Source organism: Saccharopolyspora sp. SCSIO 74807 (assembly GCF_037023755.1).
GTDB lineage: Bacteria > Actinomycetota > Actinomycetes > Mycobacteriales > Pseudonocardiaceae > Saccharopolyspora_C > Saccharopolyspora_C galaxeae.
The window spans coordinates 1,036,724-1,058,904 of sequence record NZ_CP146100.1; the positions used below are offsets into that span (position 1 = coordinate 1,036,724).

At 73.4% G+C, this 22,181-nt stretch carries 16 protein-coding genes; 2 read left to right on the forward strand and 14 right to left on the reverse strand.

Going from position 1 to position 22,181, the window contains the following annotated elements:
• Nucleotides 1-69: 69 nt before the first annotated feature.
• From V1457_RS04570 to V1457_RS04585, 4 genes are all read right to left on the reverse strand, one after another.
• Nucleotides 70-366: a DUF3017 domain-containing protein gene (locus V1457_RS04570; RefSeq protein WP_200068520.1), complete on the reverse strand. Its 297-nt coding sequence runs from the start codon at nt 364-366 to the stop codon at nt 70-72.
• Between the two features lie 70 nt (nt 367-436).
• Nucleotides 437-1,300, reverse strand: coding sequence for a bifunctional methylenetetrahydrofolate dehydrogenase/methenyltetrahydrofolate cyclohydrolase (locus tag V1457_RS04575; RefSeq protein ID WP_200068519.1), 864 nt, complete (start codon nt 1,298-1,300; stop codon nt 437-439).
• A 58-nt stretch (nt 1,301-1,358) separates the two neighbouring features.
• Nucleotides 1,359-2,315 (reverse strand): DMT family transporter, encoded by a 957-nt coding sequence (locus tag V1457_RS04580; RefSeq protein ID WP_200068518.1) that lies wholly within the window; start codon nt 2,313-2,315, stop codon nt 1,359-1,361.
• The gene (locus V1457_RS04585; protein ID WP_200068517.1) at nt 2,312-2,716 is read right to left on the reverse strand and encodes an MFS transporter; all 405 of its coding nucleotides are present in this window, start codon (nt 2,714-2,716) and stop codon (nt 2,312-2,314) included. The genes V1457_RS04580 and V1457_RS04585 overlap by 4 nt, the downstream gene beginning before the upstream one ends.
• Nucleotides 2,717-2,819: 103 nt before the next feature.
• Here V1457_RS04585 and V1457_RS04590 point away from each other — a divergent pair, with 103 nt between their 5' ends.
• On the forward strand, nt 2,820-5,948 hold the full coding sequence (locus tag V1457_RS04590) for a glycohydrolase toxin TNT-related protein (RefSeq protein WP_338600659.1): 3,129 nt from the start codon (nt 2,820-2,822) through the stop codon (nt 5,946-5,948).
• Nucleotides 5,949-6,117: 169 nt separating this feature from the next.
• Here the strand turns inward: V1457_RS04590 and V1457_RS04595 are convergent, their stop codons facing one another.
• Both V1457_RS04595 and V1457_RS04600 read right to left on the reverse strand, forming a co-directional pair.
• Nucleotides 6,118-6,717 (reverse strand): pentapeptide repeat-containing protein, encoded by a 600-nt coding sequence (locus V1457_RS04595; RefSeq protein ID WP_295142332.1) that lies wholly within the window; start codon nt 6,715-6,717, stop codon nt 6,118-6,120.
• A gap of 335 nt (nt 6,718-7,052) precedes the next feature.
• Nucleotides 7,053-7,514: a universal stress protein gene (locus tag V1457_RS04600; RefSeq protein ID WP_338600664.1), complete on the reverse strand. Its 462-nt coding sequence runs from the start codon at nt 7,512-7,514 to the stop codon at nt 7,053-7,055.
• A gap of 59 nt (nt 7,515-7,573) precedes the next feature.
• Between V1457_RS04600 and V1457_RS04605 the strand changes: the two genes are divergently transcribed.
• On the forward strand, nt 7,574-8,857 hold the full coding sequence (locus V1457_RS04605) for an ArgE/DapE family deacylase (RefSeq protein ID WP_338600667.1): 1,284 nt from the start codon (nt 7,574-7,576) through the stop codon (nt 8,855-8,857).
• A 60-nt stretch (nt 8,858-8,917) separates the two neighbouring features.
• Here V1457_RS04605 and V1457_RS04610 read toward each other — a convergent pair whose 3' ends face one another.
• The 8 genes from V1457_RS04610 to V1457_RS04645 all read right to left on the reverse strand — a co-directional run bounded on the left by V1457_RS04610 (nt 8,918) and on the right by V1457_RS04645 (nt 22,070).
• The gene (locus V1457_RS04610; protein ID WP_338600670.1) at nt 8,918-9,832 is read right to left on the reverse strand and encodes an aminoglycoside phosphotransferase family protein; all 915 of its coding nucleotides are present in this window, start codon (nt 9,830-9,832) and stop codon (nt 8,918-8,920) included.
• A 39-nt stretch (nt 9,833-9,871) separates the two neighbouring features.
• Entirely contained in the window at nt 9,872-10,873 is a 1,002-nt protein-coding gene (locus V1457_RS04615; protein WP_338600674.1) for a DUF418 domain-containing protein, read from the reverse strand.
• A gap of 100 nt (nt 10,874-10,973) precedes the next feature.
• Nucleotides 10,974-14,405 carry an error-prone DNA polymerase gene (locus V1457_RS04620; protein WP_407074747.1) on the reverse strand — a complete coding sequence of 1,144 codons (3,432 nt, stop codon included), beginning with the start codon at nt 14,403-14,405 and terminating at the stop codon, nt 10,974-10,976.
• Complete coding sequence (locus V1457_RS04625) at nt 14,402-16,525, reverse strand: DNA polymerase Y family protein (protein ID WP_338600677.1); 2,124 nt, start codon at nt 16,523-16,525, stop codon at nt 14,402-14,404. The genes V1457_RS04620 and V1457_RS04625 overlap by 4 nt, the downstream gene beginning before the upstream one ends.
• A complete protein-coding gene (locus V1457_RS04630) occupies nt 16,515-17,411 on the reverse strand; it encodes a hypothetical protein (RefSeq protein ID WP_307849884.1) in 897 nt (298 codons plus the stop codon). Before V1457_RS04630 ends, V1457_RS04625 begins: the two co-directional genes overlap by 11 nt.
• Before the next feature lie 684 nt (nt 17,412-18,095).
• On the reverse strand, nt 18,096-19,691 hold the full coding sequence (purH, locus tag V1457_RS04635; protein WP_307849883.1) for a bifunctional phosphoribosylaminoimidazolecarboxamide formyltransferase/IMP cyclohydrolase: 1,596 nt from the start codon (nt 19,689-19,691) through the stop codon (nt 18,096-18,098).
• Nucleotides 19,688-20,314: a phosphoribosylglycinamide formyltransferase gene (gene purN, locus V1457_RS04640; protein ID WP_295148955.1), complete on the reverse strand. Its 627-nt coding sequence runs from the start codon at nt 20,312-20,314 to the stop codon at nt 19,688-19,690. Before purN ends, purH begins: the two co-directional genes overlap by 4 nt.
• Before the next feature lie 241 nt (nt 20,315-20,555).
• Nucleotides 20,556-22,070 carry a DUF6350 family protein gene (locus tag V1457_RS04645; protein WP_338600682.1) on the reverse strand — a complete coding sequence of 505 codons (1,515 nt, stop codon included), beginning with the start codon at nt 22,068-22,070 and terminating at the stop codon, nt 20,556-20,558.
• Nucleotides 22,071-22,181 lie beyond the last annotated feature (111 nt).

Consider the following 22,181-nt stretch of genomic DNA (forward strand, 5'->3'; position numbering starts at 1 on the left):
AACCTGACCGGATTCGCCAAGTTCCACTCGGGTCCGAGCTGGGCGCCTCGCTCGCCGCGGGTGTTCGCGTCAGAAGGCCAGCGGGCCGCCGACGATGGTCAGCGCGACCGCCAGCAGCAGCAGGCCGAAACCGCCGTAGAGCACCATGTCCACCGTGCGCGAACGCACCGCCAGCAACCCGACCTGATCCGAGGCCAGCACCGCGCGCATCCCGGCCGCCAGCAGCAGCGCGAGGCTCAGCCACACCGAACCTTCGCGCCAGGCGTGCATCGCTATCCGCAGCAACCCGAGCGCCGTCACCAGCACCACCACCGCGAACGGCACGTGCTCCCAGAGCCGCGACCGGTCGCTGAAACGTTCGCTCATGCCGACCTCCCGCGCGCTACCGAAGTGCCGGGTCATCGTAGAGCCCGGCCCGCGCGCCTCCTGCGGACCTTCAGCCGACATCGCCGCGCTCCGCGCGCTCGGCGGCCTCGACGACGTTGGTGAGCAGCATGGCCCGCGTCATCGGCCCGACGCCGCCCGGGTTCGGCGACAGGTACCCGGCGACCTCGGCGACGTCCGGGTGCACGTCCCCGGCCACGCCCTCGTCGGTGCGCGTGACGCCGACGTCGAGCACTGCCGCGCCGGGTTTGACCATGTCCGCGGTGATCAGGTGCGGGCGACCGGCCGCGGCGACCACGATGTCGGCCTGCCGCACCTGCGCGGCCAGGTCTTTCGTGCCGGTGTGGCACAACGTGACGGTGGCGTTCTCGCTGCGCCTGGTCAGCAGCAGGCCGAGCGAACGTCCGACCGTGATGCCGCGGCCGACGACTGCGGCCTGCGCCCCGTCCAGCGGAACTTCGTGCCTGCGCAGCAGCTCGACGATGCCGCGGGGCGTGCACGGCAGCGGGGCCGGTTCACCGAGCACGAGCCGTCCGAGGCTGATCGGGTGCAGACCGTCGGCGTCCTTGTCCGGCGCGATGCGCTCGAGCAGCGCTCCGGCGTCGAGGTGCTCCGGCAGCGGCAGCTGCACGATGTAGCCGGTGCAGGCCGGGTCGGCGTTGAGCTCGTCCAACGTGGCTTCGACCGCGGCTTGCGTCACGTCGGCGGGCAGCTCCCGGCGCAGCGAGGCGATGCCCAGCTTGGCGCAGTCGTTGTGCTTGCCGCGGACGTAGGAGTGCGAGCCGGGATCGTCCCCGACCAGCACCGTGCCCAACCCTGGTTGCGCGCCGCGTTCCGCGAGTGCGGCCACCCGGGCGCGCAGCTCGTCGTAGATCGCGTTCTTGGTGGCTTTGCCGTCCAGCGTCGTCGCGCTCACAGCCGTTCATCGTGGCAGACGGCGCAGGGCGGAGCCCGGTCGGATCAAGCCCGCCGGATCACGCCCGCGCGGACCGGTCTGGCAGGGATGCGACGGCCACCGCGACGAACGTCAGCAGCACTCCGATCAAGGTGGACGCGGCCACGTGCGTGCCCGGCGCGGGCACCACCAGGTCCAGCACGAGCGCGCCGAGCAGCTGGCCGGCGACCATCCCCATGCTCAGCACCAGCACTCCGGTGTAGTGCACCAGCACGGCGGAACCGCCGATGACGAAGATGCCGAGGAAACCGCCCACGTACAGCCACGGCGCGGTCGGCAGCGACGAGGGCAGGCCGCGCACCGCGAGTTCCGCCACCCAGGCCACGGCCAGCGCCGCCGTCCCCGTACCGAAGTTGATCACTGCGGCGGAGGCGGCGGAGTCCGCGGTCTGCTTCACCCGGCCGTTGACCGCCTGCTGCCACGCGACACCGATGCCGGCCAGCGCGGGCACCAGGATCAGCCAGCTGGCCGCCGACCCGCCCAGCTTCGCCGAGACCGCGATGACCACCGCGATCACCGCCAGCACCCCGCCGATCATGCGCGGCGGGGTGACCCGCTGCGGCCCGGCGGGCCCGAGCCCGAGCCGGTCCACCACCATCCCGCTGCTGACCTGCCCGGCCACCACGGCGACGGTGAACAGGGCGACCCCGAGCGTCGCCGCGGTCAGGCTCTGGCTGAACACCAGGTAGCCGCCGGAGATGCCGCCGAGCAGGTGCCACCAGCGCAGCCCGCCGCCGCGAACCGCGGTGCCCACCCGGCGCAGTCCCCGCCGCGCCGCGGGCAGGAACGCGGTGCCGATCAACAGCACCACCAGCCCGGAGCCGAAGGAGATCAGCGCCGCGGCCGCACCGTCCTGCAGCCGCGCACCGAGCGTGCCGTTGATCCGGGACTGCACGGAAAGCAGCACTCCGACTGCGATCGCCCCGAGCAGACCGAGGACTCGGTCGCGGGCGGTGGAACGGGCTTGTGCACTCACGTAGCGGCAGTGTGCTCCGCGGACTGCGCGGAAAGCGACTCCCGGAGGCTGCGATGTGCGACGAGGCACACCGCGCCGACCGCGAACCCGGCCGCGACCGCCGCAGCAGCGGCCGGCCCGGTGGCATCCAGCAGCGCTCCGGACAGCGGGGCGGCGACCGCCGCACCGGCAGTGGCAGCGCTGGTGTACCAGCCGAACGCCTCCGCCCGCCGGTGTTCCGGCGCCAGCTCGCCGACCCGCGAGTTCGCCGCCGTCGGCAGCGGGCCACCGCCACCGGATTTCCGCTGTCTACCGCTGAACGGATCACACCTGGTGGTGTGATGTTGCTCGGCGGGCCCGGCGGGCAGTCTTGGGTGCTGTCCCGCACGAAGATCAACCGTGGTGGCCGCGGGGGCGGTCATCGCACCTAACTCACCCGGGAGAACACAACGCCGATGGACCTTCGAGTAGCGTCTGCGCGGGGTGGGGTCGGTGTGCCTGGTTGAGAGGGGGAGGATGTCACCCATGTCGCGTCCGACAGCGATCAGTCCGGAAGAGCAGGAACAGATAGCCCGCAGGATCGGGGTCCTGCTGTTGCAGGCCGCACCTGAGGACTGGCAACAGATCACGGTGGAGTACCGCGCCACCGGCGAATACCGCGATCTGCTCGGCGAGGTCGCCGCCCAGGACGGCGGTACGGAGCCGTGGGAACCACCCGAAGAGCTGTGGGGCATCTTCGAGCACCTCCGCGAAGGCATGTACCGGCCGGAGGTCGGTACCTGGCTCAGCGCGCTGTACGTGGTGGAGCGGCCCTCCAGCTACCGCATCGACATCAACTTCGACGCCGAGCCGCAGTGGCAGCAGCCGCTGCCGCGCGCCGCCTACGTCGACGAGCTGCGCCGCTACCCGCGCACCGAGGACAACGTGCCGGATTGGATGCGGGAGAAGCTGGACGGTTCCGCCGCCTCCCCCCAGGCGGAGCAGCAGGCCGCGGTTCCGCCCGGTCAGCAGGCGCCCACCCCGCCCGGTCAGCAGGCGGCAGCCGAGTTCGCGCAGTCCGGCCCCGCCGAATTCGCCGCCGCAGCGCCCGCGCAGCCGAACGGCCACCAGTGGGGCGCCTCCCCCGCCCCGAGCGGTGACCGGTTCCGCACGGCGCTGGTGTTCGACGACTTCGACGAGCAGGGCCGTCCGCTGGTGACCACGCGCACGCCGGTGCAGCAGGAAGAAGTCGGGCCGCTGCGGCACTACCTGGAGAACGCGCCGATCGTGCTGGCGTCCCGGGACAACGACGACGACCTGCTGGACCCGAACGCGCCTGCCTCGGTTCCCTCGACCTGGCACACCGACGGCACCTGGGTATGGCCGGGCGCCGTGCCGTACTACCTGATGCAGTACGGCGTTCCGCCGCAGCAGGAGCTCGTCGAGCACGTCCGGGCGCGGCGGTTCGCGCTCGGTGAGGTCGACGACTCCACCCGCGACGCCGCCGTGCGGGAACTGTTCGAGCAGCCGGAGGAGCCGGGCGCGGCTCCGGCACGGCCTCGCCAGGACGCCGCCGAGCAGGCTCCGGCCCGCGACGCCGTGCAGCAGCCGGAGCAGTTCCAGGCCGCCTCGTTCGAAGGGGCGCCGTTGCAGCCCGGCCAGGATCCCGCGCAGGCAATGGCGCAGCCCGAGCAGCAGCGCGTGCCGGACGGATCCGGGCTCGGCGAGCCCGAGCCCGATTCGCCGCAGCTGAACGGTTTCGAGTCGGCCGCGTGGGATTCCGGCGGACTGGATTCGGGCGCCTTGGACGCCGGCGTGGTCAAGCCCGCTGCGTACGAGCCTTCGCCCGCGGCCGCGCAGGAGGACTTCGCGGTCCAGCTCCCGGCGCCGGACGCCGGCCCGCGGTTCGATCGCGACGACGAGGCCGACACCGGTGATCTCGGCCCGGCGTTGCGCGATTCCGGGCCGGACGAGCACCTCGAAGGCGAACCGCCGCTGCTCACGCACGACACGGGCCCTGCGGAAACAGCCGAAGCTGCCGCCGGTTCGCGGCACGTCCTGGACGCGCCCGCCGAGAACGAGGACCTGGACGAGACGCAGGCGGTGCTGGCCCGGCTGCACGACCGGCTCAGCGAGCTCGGCGTGCCCAGCGAGGAGTACCGCCTCGGCAGCCACTCGAACAGCGCGCGCTGCCTGCTGCGGGACGGTCCGGACTGGATCGTCACCGCCGGTGAGGACGACCTGCACGGTGACGTCCGCTTCGAGCACGCCGACCAGGCCGCGGCGTTCCTGCTGGGCAGCTTGCTGCTGTCGAGCACCGAACCGCTGCCTGCCGAACCGCGGCGGGCCCCCGAGGAAGCGGCCCAGCAGGTGGCGGCCCAGCAGGCGGAGCCGGTGGCGGCCCAGCAGGTGGCGGATTCGCCGCCCGCTGCCGCGGAACCGACACCGATGGCCGCGGAACCGGCGCCGGTGGTCGCCGAGTCGGCGCCGGCAGCAGCGGGACCGCTGTCCGCTGCTGAGGTCCCCGCGCAGCCGGCCGCCGAGCAGCTGCCTGTTCGGGACGAGCCCGCCGAGCCGGACCGAGAACCGGCCGCGGAAACGGCGCACGAACCGGTCGAGCAGCCCGCCGAACACCCCGCGGAGCAGTCGTTCGAGCCGTTCGCGGCGAACGAGCCCGCGGCGGAACCGGACCCCGAGCAGTCCGGGCGTCCGCCGATCGGCGATCTCCCGCGGCGCACGCCGGAACAGCCGCAGCAGCGCGGACCGGCGCCCGGCACCGGCGGGCACTTCCTGTTCACCGCGAACCAGGACCCGGCTCCGGAACCGGCCGAGTCCGGCGAATCGGAGGCGACCCGCTTCCAGCCGATGCCGACTCCGGGCCAGCAGCCCGCGGCCGGGCAGCCGGGCGGGCAGCAGCCCGGCGGATCGGCCAACGGCTCGGCGCCGAACGGTTTCGCGCCGAACGCCCCGCAGCCGGGTCCGGGCACGCCGCCGCCGGGCCTCCCGCAGCGCGCTCCTCGTCCCGAGCAGGACGGTCGTCCTCCGGCGGGCCCGCAGGGCACTCCCGGCTCCGCACCGGTCGGCGGCGCGGACCGCCGTCCCGGCCCGGCCGGACTGCCCGGCATGTCCGGCCCGCCGCGGCAGGGACCGCAGGGTGAGCCGCCGCAGAACCGCCCCGGCGGCCCGATCAAGCGTCCGCCGCCGCAGAACGCGCCCGAGCCGCCGCGCCAGCCCCAGCAGGGCCAGCCCCAGGGCGGCCCGCAGCAGCAGGGCACGCAGCAGCAGGGCGGTCAGCAGCAACCGGCGCAACAGCAGCCCGGCCAGGAGATCCAGCCGCTGCGCGGCGAACCGCCGCTGACGCTGTACCGGGACCGGCGGCAGCTGGTGCTGCAGCCGGGCACCGAGCTGGACCGCTTCGGCAATCCGAGCGGCAACGTCACTTACGCGGCGCACACCCCGTACAACCTGCGTTCGCTGCCGCCGCAGTGGGCGAGCCGGCCGTACGCCGCCTACCGCGTGCAGCGCCCGGTGCAGGTGCTGCGGGGCACGGCGGTGCCGTGGTTCGAGCAGCCGGGCGGTGGCACGGCGTACGTGACGGCTTCGGCGATCACCGACCTGCTCGCGGACGGTTCGCTGGTCGAACTCCCGGACGCGCAGCGCCCGCCGATGGAGTGATCGAGCACCCGCGGAGGACCGGCATCGCTTCGGCGGTGCCGGTTTTTCGTTGTGCGGCAAGGAAATGCGTGCGCCGGAGCCCGCTGCGCCGCAGATCGGGTGAGCGGGGCCGGCCGCGCGCTGCCTCCGCAGCGAGGCGGCAGCACGCGGGATGCTCCGGGCTTCGGGTTCAGTCGACGCGCAGGCCGTTGGCGGCGGCGTAGGCCAGCGCGGTCTCCATGTCGACCCGCGCTCCGGACAGCGAGCTCTGCACCAGCTGGTTCGCGTCCAGCCGCGAGCCGCGCAGGTCCGCATCGTCGAGTTTCGCGCCGAGCAACCGGGAGCCGGTGAAGTCGGTTTCCCGCAGGTCGCAGCGGCGCAGGTCGGCATCGCTGAGGTTGGCCTCCCGGAACCGCAGGCCCCGCAGGTCCAGCCCGCGCAGGTCGGCCCCGCCCATCCCGGCCAGCGTGAAGTCCGTTTCGCGCAGCGTGCACGGCCGCAACTTGCAGGCCACGAAGGAAGAACCGAGCAGCGAGCAACCGTCCCAAGTGGACTCGCGCAGCAGCGTGCGGTCGAAGGTGCAGGACCGGAACGCGGTGGCGCGCAGCCGCGCGTCGGCCAGGTCCGCGCGGGCGAAGGTGCACTCGGTGAACACGCAGTTGGCGGCCCGCAGCCCGGTGAGGTCGGCACCGGTGAAGTCGCAGTGCTCGAACTCGCGCCCGTCCCATTCCTGGTGGATCAGCACCGCTTCGGCGAAGTCCTCCCCGACGGCCGGCTCCGGCTCACTCATGACCGCGACCTTTTCACACCGGTCCGACGATCCGGCCGAGGAGCAGCCACCGAGATCAACCCACCATTAATACCCAGCATTGCGCACCGCTGATCACGCCCGCGCATCGCCTCCCCGCTGACACGCGCCCCCACCCGATCAGCTCAGATCTTGCCGAGTGAACGGACCGCTCGTCCGACTAGATTGGACGAACAGGCCGTTCACTCTGATCAACTCGCTCGGATCGAGTTGGGTGGGGCGTGTCGGCTCAGCGCGGGGACCGAGATGAGCGGCGAGCAACGCGGGTACCGGTGGAAGCGCGAAAGGACCGGCGAAGGACTACCGGGTGCGAGCCGCTACGGGACCACGACGACGGGCCGCACGGCCTCCACCACCAGCGTCGCGGGCACCGTGCCCAGCAGACCGCCGCGCCGCCGGGACCGCCCGACCACGATGAGGTCCGCGCGGTACTGCTCGGCCACCTGCTCCAGCCCGACCGCCGGATCACCGCGGTGGTGCACGAAGTCCCAGTCGATGTCGATGTAGCGCAGGTGCGCCACGACTTCCTTCTTCAGCTCCTCGACGAGGCTCTCGGCGGCTTCGCTGGCCACCGCGACCCCCATCGGAGACCAGTAGGCCACGCCGCCCACCGCCTCGACGTAGACCAGCACGAGGCGCGCGCGCTCGCGGCGGGCCAGCCCGGCAGCCCAGGCGGCGGCGTGGAAGCTCGCGGGGCTGCCGTCCATCCCGACGACGATGCCGCCCAGCCCGTCTTTGCCGATCTCGAAATCGCGCTCGGTCTTGTCGCCTTCGGCCACGTCGGAATGGTAGTAGGCGCCCTTCCGCCGCTCCGCGACCATGCGCGACACTCGTCCGCGTGCACAGCCAGGAACGCGTGGAACCGACCGATGTGGAGCGCAAAGCGCTGGACGCGGTGGACGTCGACGGCATCCTCGGCGATCTGCGGGAACTCGTGGCCATTCCCAGCGTCGGCGGCACCGCGGGCGAGCTGGACGCGCAGCAGTGGTGCGCCGACCGGCTGGGCGGGCTCGGGCACCGGGTGGACCACTGGCGCATCGACGTGGCGGAACTCGCCGCGCAGCAAGGATTCCCGGGCCAAGAGGCGGACCGCGACGAGGCCGCTGGCTGCGTCGGCGTCAGCGGCGAAGGCGAACCGGCGCTGGTGTTCTGCGGGCACACCGACGTGGTCCCGCCCGGAGATCTGGACCGGTGGCCGCAGCGGGACCCGTACGCGTTGCGGGTTTCCGACGGGATCGCAGCCGGGCGCGGCACCTGCGACATGAAAGGCGGTGTCGCGGCGTTCCTCGGTGCCCTGCAGGCGATCCGCTCGGCCGGGGTGCAGCTGGCGCGGCCGGTCGGGGTGCACGCGGTCGTGGGCGAGGAGGACGGCGGGCTCGGCGCGTTCGCCACGCTGCGACGGGGTCATCGCGGCGCGGCCTGCGTGCTCGCCGAACCCAGCGCGGGCACCGTCGTCGCCGCGAACGGCGGGTCGCTGACGTTCCGGTTGGAGGTTCCCGGGCAGAGCACGCACGGCTCGACCCGGCTGCGCGGGGTCAACGCGGTGGACAAGCTCGCCGGGCTGCTGCCGGTGCTGCGCGAACTCGAAGCCGAGCGCAACGCCGACCCGGATCCGCTGGTCGCGCACCTCGAGCTGCCGTATCCGCTGTCGGTCGGCGTGCTGCGCGCCGGGGACTGGGCGAGCACGGTCCCGGACCTGGCGGTGGCCGAAGGACGGTTCGGCGTCCGGCTGGACGAAGACCTCGACGAGGCGCGCGAGGCGTTGCGCACCGCGATCGCGCGGGCCTGCGCCGCGGATCCGTGGCTGGCCGAGCACCCGGTGCGGGTGAGCTGGCCGGGCGGCATCTTCGCCAGCGGCAGGCTGCCGCGCGGACACCCGCTGCTCGATGAGACGCGCACGGCGGTGCGGGACGCCGGGGCGGCCGAGCCGGACGTGCTGGGTGCCCCGTACGGCACCGACCTGCGGCAGTACGCGGGCGCCGGAGTTCCGACGCTGCAGTACGGCCCCGGCGACGTCCGGTACGCGCACGCCCACGACGAGCACGTCCCGGTGGCCGAGTTGGAGCAGGCCGCCCGCACCTACGCCCTGCTCGCCATGCGCCGCTGCGGCGTCCGGAGCTGAACCGCGCGACGCGGGTCGGCGGGCGGAAGATCCGTTCCTCCACCGCCACGGGAATCGTTCCTAGCGGCGAGTCGCGGTGAGGCGTTGCAGTGCTGCGGCCGCCGGAGGTCCCCACGTGGGCTTTCCGCCCGGACGGCCGTGCACTCCGGCATCGCCGACGAGCGCGCAGACGAGCGCCTTCACCAACGCCCAGCCGCGAGCACGGCGCAGCGTCGCTGCGTCGACGGCGGCCGAGTAGCTGCGGTGGAAGCGGTCGATGACCCCGTCGGGCAGCAGCATCCAGCAGGCAGCCAGGTCGCAGGCCGGATCTCCGGCGCACACGTCGCCGAAGTCGACCACGCCGCAGAATTCGCCATTGCTGGTCAGCAGATTCGCCGGGTGCAAGTCCCCGTGCAGCCACCGCGGCCGACCCGTCCAGCCGGGCGCGGCCAGCGCGTCCTCCCAGACCTCGCGCACTGCATCCGGCTCGGCGATCAACCCACGATCGGTGGTCTCCTTCAACAGCTGTGCGACGTCTTCGCCGACGTCGGCCAGCGGACCTCCTCGGCCACTCCGCCCCGCAGGCGCGTCATCGGGCGCGGGCTGGTGCAAGGCCGCCAGGAAAGCCGCCAACGCATCGGCCGCCTCGGCACCGCGAGTCGCCGGCGCGTGGTCGGCAGGTTCACCGGCGACCCAGGTGGTGACGATCCACGGACGCGGGAACCGCTCGGACGGGCGGCCCAGCCGCTGCGGAACAGGTATCGGCAACGGCAGCCGCGGCGCCATGGCGGGCAGCACGGCGTGCTCCTTGAACAACAGCTCGTCCGCCTCCCGGGTGGCCCAGGGCAGCCGGACCGCGAGGTTGTCACCGAGCCGCCACAGTTGGTTGTCCCAGCCACGAGCACCGAGCGTCAGCGGCAAACCGGCCAAGTCGGGGTGCTGCTCGCGGAGCAACTCCGCGATCAGATCTGCGGTGATCCCATCAGCGTCCGGCACAGCGGCAACCGTAGCGCTCGGTTGTGATCGGCACGCTCGTCATGCGGCCATGCGGCGATTCGGGACGTAGCGCCACCAGGTCACGCAGCGCCAGCACCACTCCAGCGGCCCGTAGCGGAACCGGCGCAGCCACAGCCGGCTGAAGACCCACTGCACGACGGCGATTCCGGCCGCCAACGCGAACATGACGCCCCACTTCCGCGATTCGTCCAGCGCGAGCAGCTGATCGGCCAGCAGCACCAGCAGCGTCGCGGACACGTAGTGGGTCAACGCCATCCGCCCCAACGGCTCGAACACCCGCGAGAGCACCGAACCCAGCGGAGAGCGCAGCAACAGCAGGAAACCGGTGACGTAGACGAGCGCCGTCCCCAACCCGGCCACCGCGGACGAGGTGTTGAAACCGCTGTTCAGCGGATCACTCAACTGCATCGGCAAGGCGACGGCCGTGACCGCCGCGCCGATCGCCAGCACCGCGGCCAGCTGCCGGCCGCGCCGCTCCAAGGTGTCCAGCACGCCGAATCGCCCGACCGCGTAACCGATCAGCAAGCAACCTGCGCTGGCGACCTGCCCGCTCGGATTGACCGCCAGCACGGCGAATCCGAGCGCGAGCACGGCCCACGCGGGCAACCAGCTGGCGGGCAGCAGCAACACCAAACCGGCCGCGGCATAAACGGACAACGCCTCGCCCGGTTGCAGCAAGGAGTGCCCGATCCCGAGCAGCAGCAGGAAGACCAGCCGCCGGACCAGCACCAGCCTCGGCCGCGACGCGCGGTTGTCGGCACCTTCGAGCACGAAGCAGAAGCTGACTCCGAACAGCAAGCTGAAGATCGGGAAGAACCGCTGGTGCACGATGCTGTGCAGCAGCTCGGGCACCAGCGGCACGTGCGGACCCGGATCGATGTGCTGCATGTGCAGGATGCTGTTCGCGATGTTGCTCACGAGGATGCCGCACAGCGCGAACCCGCGTAGGGCGTCCAATCCGCGGATCCGGGGGCGCGGTCGCCGCACCGGGACGGTGGCGTCGGCCGGAGAAGTCGTCATGTCCGGTGAGGTTATTGATTCGCCGACGACGGGCGATCAACCGAAAAGTTCCTCCCGCCGGCCGAAAAGCCGGGTTCGCGGCGCTCGCGGCGGTAGCGGCTCACTGGAAGTCACGGGATTGGGACGGCACCCGCATGTCCAGCCGCTGCAACCGGTCCGCGCGCAGGTTGACCACCCCCTCGGCGCGCTCGACGGTGCCGCGCACCAGCAGCGCCGAGCTGGTGCGGCCCACCTTGCGGTAGCGCGCCCACAGCCCGGCCGTGCACACCACGTTGATCATCCCGGTTTCGTCCTCCAGGTTCAGGAACGTGACACCGCTGGCGGTCGCCGGGCGCTGCCGGTGCGTCACCGCGCCGCCGACCAGCACCCGCTCGCCCTGCTGCACTTCGGACAGACCGGTGGCCGGCACCGCGCCGAGTTCGTCCAACTTGGACCGCAGGAACTGCACCGGGAAGCTGTCCGGCGAAACCCCGGTGGCCCACACGTCCGCGGCTGCCAGCTCCACCCCGTCCATGTCCGGCAGCAACGGGGCCTGCGCCGCCACCGTGGTCGCCGGCAACCGGTCCGGGCGGTCGGCCGCGGCCGCCGCCGCGTTCCACAGCGCCTGCCTGCGGGAAAGGCCGAAGCAGTCGAACGCGCCCGCGGTGGCCAGCGCCTCCATCTGCGGAGCCGTCAGCGTCACGCGCCGCGCGAGGTCGGTCATCGACGAGTACGCGCCGCGTTCGGCGCGTTCGGCGGCCAGCTGCTCGGCCAGGTCAACGCCGAGCGTGCGCACCGACGACAGACCCAGCCGCACCGCCACACCCCCGGTGGAATCCGCGTCGGGCTCCAGGTCGGCGTGCACCCGGCTGGCGTTGATGTCCGGGCCGGACACCCGCACGCCGTGCCTGCGGGCATCCGCGGCCAGCGACTGCGGCGAGTAGAAGCCCATCGGCTGCGCCTTGATCAACGCCGCGCAGAACGCCGCCGGGTAGTAGCGCTTGAACCAGGAACTGGCGAACACCAGCGTCGCGAAGCTCAGCGCGTGGCTTTCCGGGAAGCCGTAGTTCGCGAACGCCAGCAGCTTCGCGTACACCTGCTCGGCCAGCTCACCTGAGATGCCGTTGGCCGCCATGCCCTCGAACAACCGGCTGCGCAGCCGCGCCATCCGCGCGGTGGAGCGCTTCGCGCCCATCGCCCGGCGCAACTCGTCGGACTCCGCCGCGGAGAACCCGGCCACGTCCACCGCCAGCTGCATCAGCTGCTCCTGGAACAGCGGCACGCCCAGGGTCTTCGCCAGCGCGCCCGCCATCAGCGGATGCTCGTAGTCCCAGTCCTCATCGCCGTTGCGGCGGCGGATGTAGGGGTGCACCGAGCCGCCCTGGATCGGGCCGGGGCGGATCAGCGCCACCTCCACCACCAGGTCGTAGAACCGCCGCGGTTTCAGCCTCGGCAGCGTGGCCAGCTGCGCCCGGCTCTCCACCTGGAACACCCCGATCGCGTCGGCGCGGCGCAGCATCGCGTACACCTCGTCGTCCTCCAGGTCCAGCTCACCGAGGTCGACGTGGCGGCCGTGGTGCTCGGCGACCATGTCCATCGCGTAGTGCAGCACCGAAAGCATCCCCAGCCCCAGCAGGTCGAACTTCACCAGGCCCGCGCCCGCGCAGTCGTCCTTGTCCCACTGCAGCACCGTGCGGCCCGGCATCCGCGCCCACTCCACCGGACACACCTCGCTGACCGGCTGGTGGCACAGCACCATGCCGCCGGAGTGGATGCTCAGGTGCCGCGGGAAGCCGATCAGCTCGTTCGCCAGCTCGCGGACCTGGTCCGGCAGCTCGCCGTCGTCGGGCAGCTGGTGCCAGCTCTCCACCTGCTTGCTCCAGGCGTCCTGCTGGCCGGGGGAGAAACCCAGCGCCCGCGCGACGTCGCGCACCGCCGACTTCGGCCGGTACGAGATCACGTTCGCGACCTGCGCGGCGTGCGTGCGGCCGTGCTTGCGGTAGACGTACTGGATCACCTCTTCGCGGCGATCGGACTCGATGTCCAGGTCGATGTCCGGCGGGCCGTCCCGCTCCGGGGCCAGGAAGCGCTCGAACAGCAGGCCGTAGCGCACCGGGTCCGCGTTGGTGATGCGCAGCGCGAAGCACACCGCCGAATTCGCCGCCGAACCCCGGCCCTGGCACAGGATCCCGGAGTCCAGGCAGAACCGGACGATGTCGTGCACCACCAGGAAGTAGCCGGGGAAGTCCAGCTTCTCGATCACCGCGAGCTCGTGCTCGATCTGCTCGTAGGCGGCCGGGTCGTGCGGGCCGTAGCGCTCCAGCGCGCCCCGGTAGGTCTGCTCGCGCAGGTGCTCGGCCTCGGTGCGGCCGGGCGGCACGTCGAACGGCGGGAGTTGCGGCGCGACCAGCTTCAGGTCGAAGGCGCACTCGCGGCCCAATTCGGCGGCGGCTTCGACCGCGCCGGGATAGCGGGCGAAGCGCTGCGCCATCTCCTCGCCGGAGCGCAGGAACGCGCCCGCCCAGGCGGGCAGCCAGCCGTCCAGCTCGTCCAGGCTGGTGCGGGCGCGGATCGCGGCCAGCACCGAGGCGATCCGGCCGCGCCGCGGGTTCGCCAGGTGCGCGGCGTTGGTGGCCACCGCGCGGACGCCGGTGCGGCGGGCGATCTCGTAGAGCTCGTCGTTGCGGGCGGAGTCCTCCGGCAGGCCGTGCTCGGTGAGTTCCACCGCGACGTTGTCCCGGCCGAACAGCGCCACCAGTCTGTCCACTTCGGACTCCGCGGCGGCCGGGCCGCGCTCGGCCAGCGCGGCGCGCACCGCGCCCTTGCGGCAGCCGGTCAGCACCAGCCAGTGCCCCGCCGCCTCCGCAGCGAGCTCTTCCAGCACGTGCTGCGGGCGGCCCTTCTCCTCGCCGCGCAGCTGACCGGTGCTGATCGCGCGGCACAACCGGCCGTAGCCGTCCGGATCGCGGGCCAGCACCAGCAGGTGCTGGTCCGGCGGGTCCGGCACGCCGGTGCGCTCGGTGGCGCGTCCGCCGGGCGGGGCCAGGCTCAGCTCGGCGCCGAAGATGGTGCGCACGCCGTGCTCGGCCGCGGCATCGGCGAACCGCACGGCACCGAACAGGCCGTCGTGGTCGGTCAGCGCCACGGCCTCCAGACCCAGCTCGGCCGCCTCTGCGGCCAGCTCCTCCGGGTAGCTCGCGCCGTCCAGGAAGCTGAAGTGCGAGTGCGCGTGCAGCTCGGCGAACGGGACGGCCGACGGGGCGCGGCCGGTGTCCGCGGTGTACGGCGCGCGGGTCCGCGTCCAGGCCGGGCTGTCGCCGCCGTCGCCCGGGTATTCCTCGTCGCGGGGCAGGGAGTTGCGGGGCTGGGGATTTCCGGGCGGGGCGTCTTCGGGCTGGGCATCTTCGGGCCGGGCATCTTCGGGCCGGGCGTCTTCGGGTTGGGCATCTCCTGGCTGGCCGTCTCCGGGCAGGACGTCGTCTGGCAGGGGGGCGTTGCCGGACAGCGCCTGTTCCAGCTCCGACCAGGTCTGGCGGGGGTTGAACCAGCTCACCGGTACACCCCCTGCACCCACCACGCGCCGTTCTCGCGCACCAGCAGCAGCGCGACCTCGCCGGGGTCGTCCGGGTCCGGCTCGGCGGATTCCTGGCCGGTGGTGGCCTGCCCAGCGGTTCCTTGGCCAATGGTGCTCCGCCCGGTGGCTCCTCGGTCGGTGGTGCTCCGCCCGGTGACTCCTCGGTCGGTGGTGCTTCGCCCGGTGACTCCTCGGTTGGTGGCGCCCTGCCCGGTGATTCCTCGGACGGTGCCGCCCCGCCCGGTGATTCCTCGGGCGGTGCCGCCCTGCCCAGTACCGCCCTGCCCAGTGGCGCCCTGGCCAGTGGCGCCCTGGCCAGTGGTTCCTTGTTCGTCGGTTCCCCGCCCGGCTTCCCGCTCCGCCGCGAGCACGACCTGCATCCGCGCCACCCCGGGCAGCCCCGATCCCGCGCCCTCGGCACCCGAGCCTTCCGGAGCGAACGACCCGTTGGTCCCGCTAGCTCGGGCGAACGGTCCGTTCACCCCGAAACCGCCTTCGCCGTCCGGCGCCACCTCTCCCGGCGACCACCGAACCGACGCACCCGGGCGCCACCCGTCCGGTCCGGCTCCCTCCGGAGCGAACGACCCGTTGGCCCCGGAAGATCGGGCCTTCACTCCGGGGGTGGTCCACCAGCGCTCCTGGAGCGGCCAAGGGCCCGCCCAGGCGGCCACGGTGCGGGAACGGCCGTGCACGACGACCCGGTGCGGCTCGGCCGACAACCCGAAGCGGGCAGTGAGCGACACCGGCTCGCCGTCGGCGTCGAGCACCGTCGCCGGCCACGGCTGCCCGGGAACCACCGAAGGCGACGGTGCCGGGATCCGGCCGGGCCAGGGCCGGTCCGGTGCTCGCCGCGGACTGCGCTCGTCGCCCCACGGCACGAGGGTCACCAGGTCCCGCACGTCCCGGCCGCCCGCGGGCGCGCCCACCAGCACCCGATCCGGGCCGATCATGCCCTGCACGCGCACGAACGCGCGGCCCGCGCGGGAGTCCGCCTCGCCGGTGGCCGAACGCATCAGGTCGAGCTGGAGCCCGCCCGCGCCCACGACTTCCTCCGGGTGCAGCGACAGCACGGACACCCCGGCGGTGGGGCGCTGCTCGCCTCGGCCGCTGAGCCAGCCGTCCAACTGCCAGCGCACCCGGTCCACCGTGCCCGCCGGGCTCAGCGGCTCCGCGCACCGCCACACGCGGTGCAGCCGCTCGCCGTGTTCGGTGCGGGCCGAGATGCCCAGGCGGGTGCAGCCGACGCCGCGTTCGCTCAGCAGCACGTGCAGCCGTTCGGCCAGCCCGCGGGCCGCGAACGCGGCGGCGTCCACCCGCTCCACCGGCGGGTCCAGGTGTTCCTCGACCACCAGGTCCGGCGGCGGCGTGCGGCGGTCCGGCGGGCGCTCCTCCGCACCTCGCGCGGCGCGGTGCGCCAGCAGCGCGTCACCGCCGAACCGGGTGGAGACGTCCGCGGGGGTCAGCGCGGCGAACTCGCCGAGCGTCCGAATCCCCAGTCGTCGCAGCAGATCCACCAGGTCAGCCCGGTCCGCGGCCTGCTGCGCGGGCTGATCGACCTCGCCGATGCCCAGCGGCGCGAGGAACTCCGGACTTCCGCCCGGCGGCACCAGCACGCCCCGCCGCGCCGCGAGCTCCCCGGCGAACAACCCGTCCGCCGCGCCCACCTGGCACTCCACGCCGGTATGCGCGTCGACCTGGTCGACGATCCGCTCGGCGGCGGTCCCCTCCGCGCCGAAGTAGCGCGCCGGACCCCGCGCAGGCATGGCCAGCAGCCCCGGGCGCACGATCTCCACCCCCGGGATCAACGCCTCCACAGCGGCCACCACCGGCTCGAAAAGCCGCGCGTCCCGGTCCGGGTCGTGTTCGCACACCGCGAGTTCCGGGCATCTGCCCTGCGCTTCCCGGCGCCGCATCCCCCGGCGCACCCCGGCGGCGCGCGCCGCTTCGGAACAGGCCAGCACCCGGTTCGCGGTGAACACCGCGGCCGCCGCCTGCGACCCGAACCCGCAGGCCGTGGTCGCCGCCACCACCGGCCAGTCCGGGCACCACACCACGAGCCTGCGCACGGGCGCGCCGGCCGCGAAGTCCTCACCCGGCATGGTCGTCCTCCGGTACCGAGTGCAGCGGAGGCCGACCCTGCGCGGCGGAATCCGGCGAACCCGCACGGTCCGGAAGCCGCCGATCCGGCGCGACCGAACGGTGCTGCCTCCCGGGCAGTCCCGAGCAGCCCGGCTGCTCACTCCTGCCGGGCCGCCGCTCCGGCGAATCGGGGCGGTCCGGCGAATCGGGGCGGTCCGGCAGGTCGCGGATCTCCGCGTCCAACCGCTCCGCGGCGGAGCCGTTCCGCCCCGGCAGCAGCAGCCTGCACGAACGCGGCCGGGAAGCCGCCCCGCGCCCGCCCGCGCGCACGGTTATCTCCCGCTCGCGCAGGTGCCCGTGCCCCTGCCCGAGGCCGCGCCAGCGCGCCTGCGTGCAGTCCAGCCGCACCTCCGCCCCCGGCCAGGGACCGAACGGCAGCAGCACCGCCCCGCGGTGCCGCGCGCGGGCGGACAACCGGCGGGCGTCGGCGTCGGCGGGCAGGCCCGGACGTCCGACCACGACCAGGTCCACCCCGTCCAGCAGGGCGGCGATCACCGAAACCGGGTCCCCGCCCGGCTGCGGCACCAGCGCCAACCGGTCGAGGTCCACACCCATCTCGGCCGCCGCGGACAGGCCGAGGCCGGGCAATCCCACCACGGCCGCCCACGACCCCGCCGAAGTCGCCTCGGACAGCAAGGCCAGCAGCAGCGCGGTCGAGTCCTGCACCGCCACCGTGCTGCCACGGCGCAGGCCCGGCCATGGCAGCACGGTGGCGAGTTCCGCCCGCACCGGCAGTTCCCGTCCCGCAACGGGACCACCGTTCACCTCGGTGGCAGCGGAGTCCACGGACACCCCGTTCGCCGTGGTCACCCCGTCCAACGCCACCAAAGGCGTGCTCGCGGACATCTGCTGCCTCCCCACTTCGTTCGCCCGGCACCCGACCCCGCATCGAGCACCCAACCGTCCGCTGTGGGGAGACAGCGGTGAGGTCGCGCCGCCTGCACCCGAACGGCACCACCTCAAGGGGCGGTCGCCCCCCGACGGCGACCACTCCCGAGTTCTTTCCAGTTCAACGCCTCCGGGCCACCCGACCCGGATCACCCGCTCCGACGCACCGCGCCGGTCCAACGCTCCGGCAGTCGCCTCGGCACCACCTCGATCCGTTCCAGTTCCCCGGGAGCACTACCGCCGCAGCGACCGAGTCCCCGACCTCGCCGATCGCTCCGGCATCCGCCCCACCGCGCCGGTGGAGCCGTCTCGCTCGGGCGGCCCGCAGGGAGACCGGCTCGGCGAAGACCACCCGGAACGAGATCGAACCTTAGTTCGACTTGATTAAGTAAACCCTGGACACGGGCTTGCCGTCAAGGCTTTCACCGGAAAGAGCGAACACGAGTTCGAAAACCCCAGGTCGCCGCTCCGACCGCCCGAGCCCGCCGCGCGACCCATGATGCGCCCGGGCACCGACAAGATCGACTTCTCCGCGGCGGAGCGCCTGCGCGCGCCGCGGAACCACGCCGCACGCCCCCGGAAAACAACGACGCCACCGCCGGAACCCGTCCAGCGGTGGCGTCGCCCGAGCCGTCGCGCCGCTCAGTGCGCGAAGTGCCGGGTCCCCGTGTGGTACAGCGCCACGCCCGCGGCCGCGCACGCGTCGATCGTCTCCTGATCCCGCACCGAACCACCCGGCTGCACGATCGCCCGCACACCGGCGTCGATCAGCGCTTGCGGCCCGTCCGCGAACGGGAAGAACGCATCCGAAGCGGCGACCGAGCCGGCCACCCGCGCACCGCCGCGCGCGACCGCCAGCTTCGCCGAATCCACCCGGTTCACCTGCCCCATGCCCACGCCGACCGTGGCGCCGTCGTGCGCCAGCAGGATCGCGTTCGACTTCACCGCACGGCAGGTGCGCCAGGCGAACCGCAGGTCGGCCAAGGTGGCCTCGTCGGCGGCGGGCCCCGCGGCCCGCTCCCAGTTCGCCGGATCGTCGCCCGCGGCGTCGATCTCGTCGGAGCGCTGCACCAGCATCCCGCCGGAGATCGCCCGCATCTCCACCCGGCCCGGCTGCGGCGGCTGCACGGTCAGCACGCGCACGTTCTTCTTCCGCGACAGCACTTCCAGCGCACCGTCGGCGTAGCCGGGCGCGACCACGACCTCGGTGAACACTTCCGCGATCTGCTCCGCCATCGGCACCGTGACCTCGCGGTTCGACGCGATCACGCCACCGAAGGCGCTGGTCGGGTCGCACTCGTGGGCCTTGCGGTGCGCCTCGGCCACATCGGTGGCCGAGACCGCGATGCCGCACGGGTTGGCGTGCTTGACGATCGCCACGCACGGCTCGGCGTGATCGTGCGCGGCGCGCCAGGCCGCGTCGGCGTCGACGTAGTTGTTGTAGGACATCTCCTTGCCGTGCAGCTGGGCCGCCGCGGCCAGGCCGGCGGCCTCACCACCGGAGACGTACAGCGCGGCCGGCTGGTGCGGGTTCTCGCCGTAGCGCAGCGCGGAACGCCGCTGCCAGGTCTCGCCCAGCCAGCCCGGGAACGCCGAGTCGTCGCCCACCGGCACCCGGCTCATCCACCCGGCGACCGCCACGTCGTAGGAAGCGGTGTGCCGGAACGCCTCAGCGGCCAGCTCCACCCGCTCGGCGTGGGTGAACCCGCCGCCGCGCACCTGCTCCAGCAGCCATTCGTAGCGGCTCGGGTCGACCACGACGGCCATGTTGGCGTGGTTCTTCGCCGAAGCCCGCACCATCGCGGGACCGCCGATGTCGATCTGCTCGATCACCTCGTCCGGCTCGGCGCCGGAGCCGACGGTGCGCACGAACGGGTAAAGGTTCACCACCAGCAGGTCGAACGCCGGGATGTCGAGGCGCTCCAGCTGCTCGGCGTGCTCGGGGCGGCGCAGGTCAGCCAGCAGCCCGGCGTGCACCCGCGGGTGCAGCGTCTTGACCCGCCCGTCCAGCGCCTCCGGGAAGCCGGTGAGCTCTTCGACCGGGGTGACCGGCACCCCCGCGTCGGCGATCGCGCGGGCCGTGCCACCGGTGGAGACGATCTCGACGCCTGCCGCGTGCAGCCCGGTGGCCAGGTCCAGCAGGCCGGACTTGTCCGACACGCCGATCATCGCCCGGCGGACCGGACGGCGTTCCTGCGAGTCCGCCCGGAGCTGCGGTTCCTGCGAATTCTGCGTCACGGGATGTTCACCTTCCGTCCCTGCACGGTCCAGCCGTGCCGTGCCAGCCGTTCCAGCGTGTCCACCAGCAGCCGCCGCTCGACCGCCTTGATCCGTTCGTGCAAGCTCGCCTCGTCGTCCGCGGGCAGCACCGGAACCGCTTCCTGCGCCAGGATCGGGCCGGTGTCCACGCCTGCGTCGACCACGAACAAGGTGCAGCCGGTGACCTGCACGCCGTAGTCCAGCGCGTCGCGCACCCCGTGCATCCCGGGGAACGACGGCAGCAGCGCCGGATGGCTGTTGAGGTAGCGGCCGCCGAAGCGCTCCAGGAAGCGTTCACCGGCGAGCTTCATGAACCCGGCGGACACGACCAGGTCCGGTTCGTATTCGGTGCAGGCGGCGGTCAGCGCCGCGTCCCAGTCCTGCCTGCTGTCGTGCTCGGCGACCCGCTGCACGAAGGTCGGGATGCCTGCGCGTTCGGCGCGGGCGAGCCCTTCGACGCCGGAGCGGTCCGCGCCGACCGCCACGACCCGCACCGGGTAGTCCGGCCGGTCGGTCGCGTCCAGCACGGCCTGCAGCAGGGAGCCCGAGCCGGAGACCAGGACCAGCACGCGCGCCGGGTCGGCGGGGCGGAACCGGGTGATCCCGGTGTCCTGCCCGGTGTCCTGCGCAGTGGCTGCCGCGGGGTCCGGACCGGCCGCGTTCGATGCGGGGGTGCTCAGCTCTGGCTCCTGACAATGCCTGGTCACGATCTCACCCAGCAGCGTAAGCGGCCCTCGGGCGGGAATCGCCGCCAGGTCCCGGGCGAGTGGTCCAGCCCTCAGTCCGCGGGCTCGTGCCGCGCAGGCGGCCGGGATGCGCCAGGACGGGTCCGGCGCCCGCCGGTCAGTTCCGCGGGTCGCCGGTGGTGTCGGCCTGCTGGACTCGGCGGATCAGGTCGGCCCATTCGACCTCGTCGGGATCGAGTTCGTCCCTCGGGTCCACCTCTTCGAGTTCGTCCTCGCGGACCGCCTCGTCGAGTTCGTCTTCGCGGATCGCCTCGGCGGGTTCGTCCTCGGAGTCCGCGGCGTCGCCGCCGGACTCGGCTTCCGCCGACGCGTCCGGATCTTCGTCAGGCGCGGAGTCCGCGGCGGCGTCCGGGTCGCCGTCCGGCCCGGCATCTTCGGTGGTTTCCGGCTCGTCGTCCGCGGCGACCTCGGTCGCGCTCCGCGGTGCCGCGACCCGCACCTCGTCGTCGAGCCCTGCCGGGAACAGCAGCGCGACGAGCGCGGCGGGCGGCAGCAGCCAGCCGAACGTCGCCAGCCCCAGCACCACCGGGTGCACCGTGATCGACTCGTAGCTGCCGCCTCCGGCGCTGCCACCGGCCAGGATCCCGATCAGGAACACTCCCAGCGCCGAGACCAGCACCGCCACCGCTGCGGACCGGAGCCGCTCCCGCCGGGACCCCGGCTCGCGACCGCAGGTGAAGCCCACGAACGCGCCCACCGCGACCGGCAGCAGCAGCGCGATCGGCCACCAACCGGCAGCCGCGCCGTCCGGCAGCGCCGCGAGCAGCGGCACCTCCGGAACCCGGCCCGGCACGGTGGTGAACGGCCCCGCCTGCACCGGACCGACCGCGATCCCGGGACCGGCCGCGAAAGCCCACCCGGCCAGCAGCGCGTTCGGCAGGTACAGCAGCGACAGCAGCACCAGCCCGAACCCGTCGCCGATCGACCCCGAGCTCACCAGCACGTCACCGATGCGCGACGCCGACAAGCACAGCGCCGGAACGACCACCAGCGCACCGGCGACGGCGAGCGGCAACCACGCCGCGCCTGCGGCCCGGATCCCGGGCCACAGCCGGGCTCCGAGCCGCTCCCCCAACAGCTCCCGGAAGCGCTCCCTCCGCAGCACGCCGAGCCCGGCCGAGACCGCGGCGACGAGCCCGCAACGCAGGACGGCCCCGGGCACGGCGACTGCGACGGCGCCACCGAGCAGCGATGCCGCGAGCCCGCCCACGACCGCATGGGTCATCGCCACGACGACCACCAGCCGGACGGCGTCGCGGGGATCATCCGTCCGCCGGGCGAAAGCCGCGGACAGCCATGCGATCCCCGCGCCGAGCACCAACGTGGGCAGGAAGGGAAGCGCGGAAAGCGGCGCGCCCTGGATCGACAGCGGAACCTGGTGCGCCACCAGCCAGCCCGGCACCGCAACGGCAGGAACCGACGCGATCGCGGACCCCGCTCCGCTCGCGGTGCTCACCGCGAGCGCCAGCAGCGCAGCGGCCAACGCGTAGCCCAACGCGACCGAGCCCGCCGCGACGGCGGCGAACCACCGAAGCGGGGCGGGCGCGCGCTCGGGTTCGGCCACGGGATCGCGCGGCGAGACCGGTTCCTGGAGCGACTCGATCAAGGGCATGGGCCGAATGTCGCACCGGGACGCGGAGGACCGGCCCGTGACTCGCCGCGGCGTCCGCCCATCGAGCGATCAGGAACACGGAGGGTTCTCAGCGCGCAGCTTCGCGCCCGA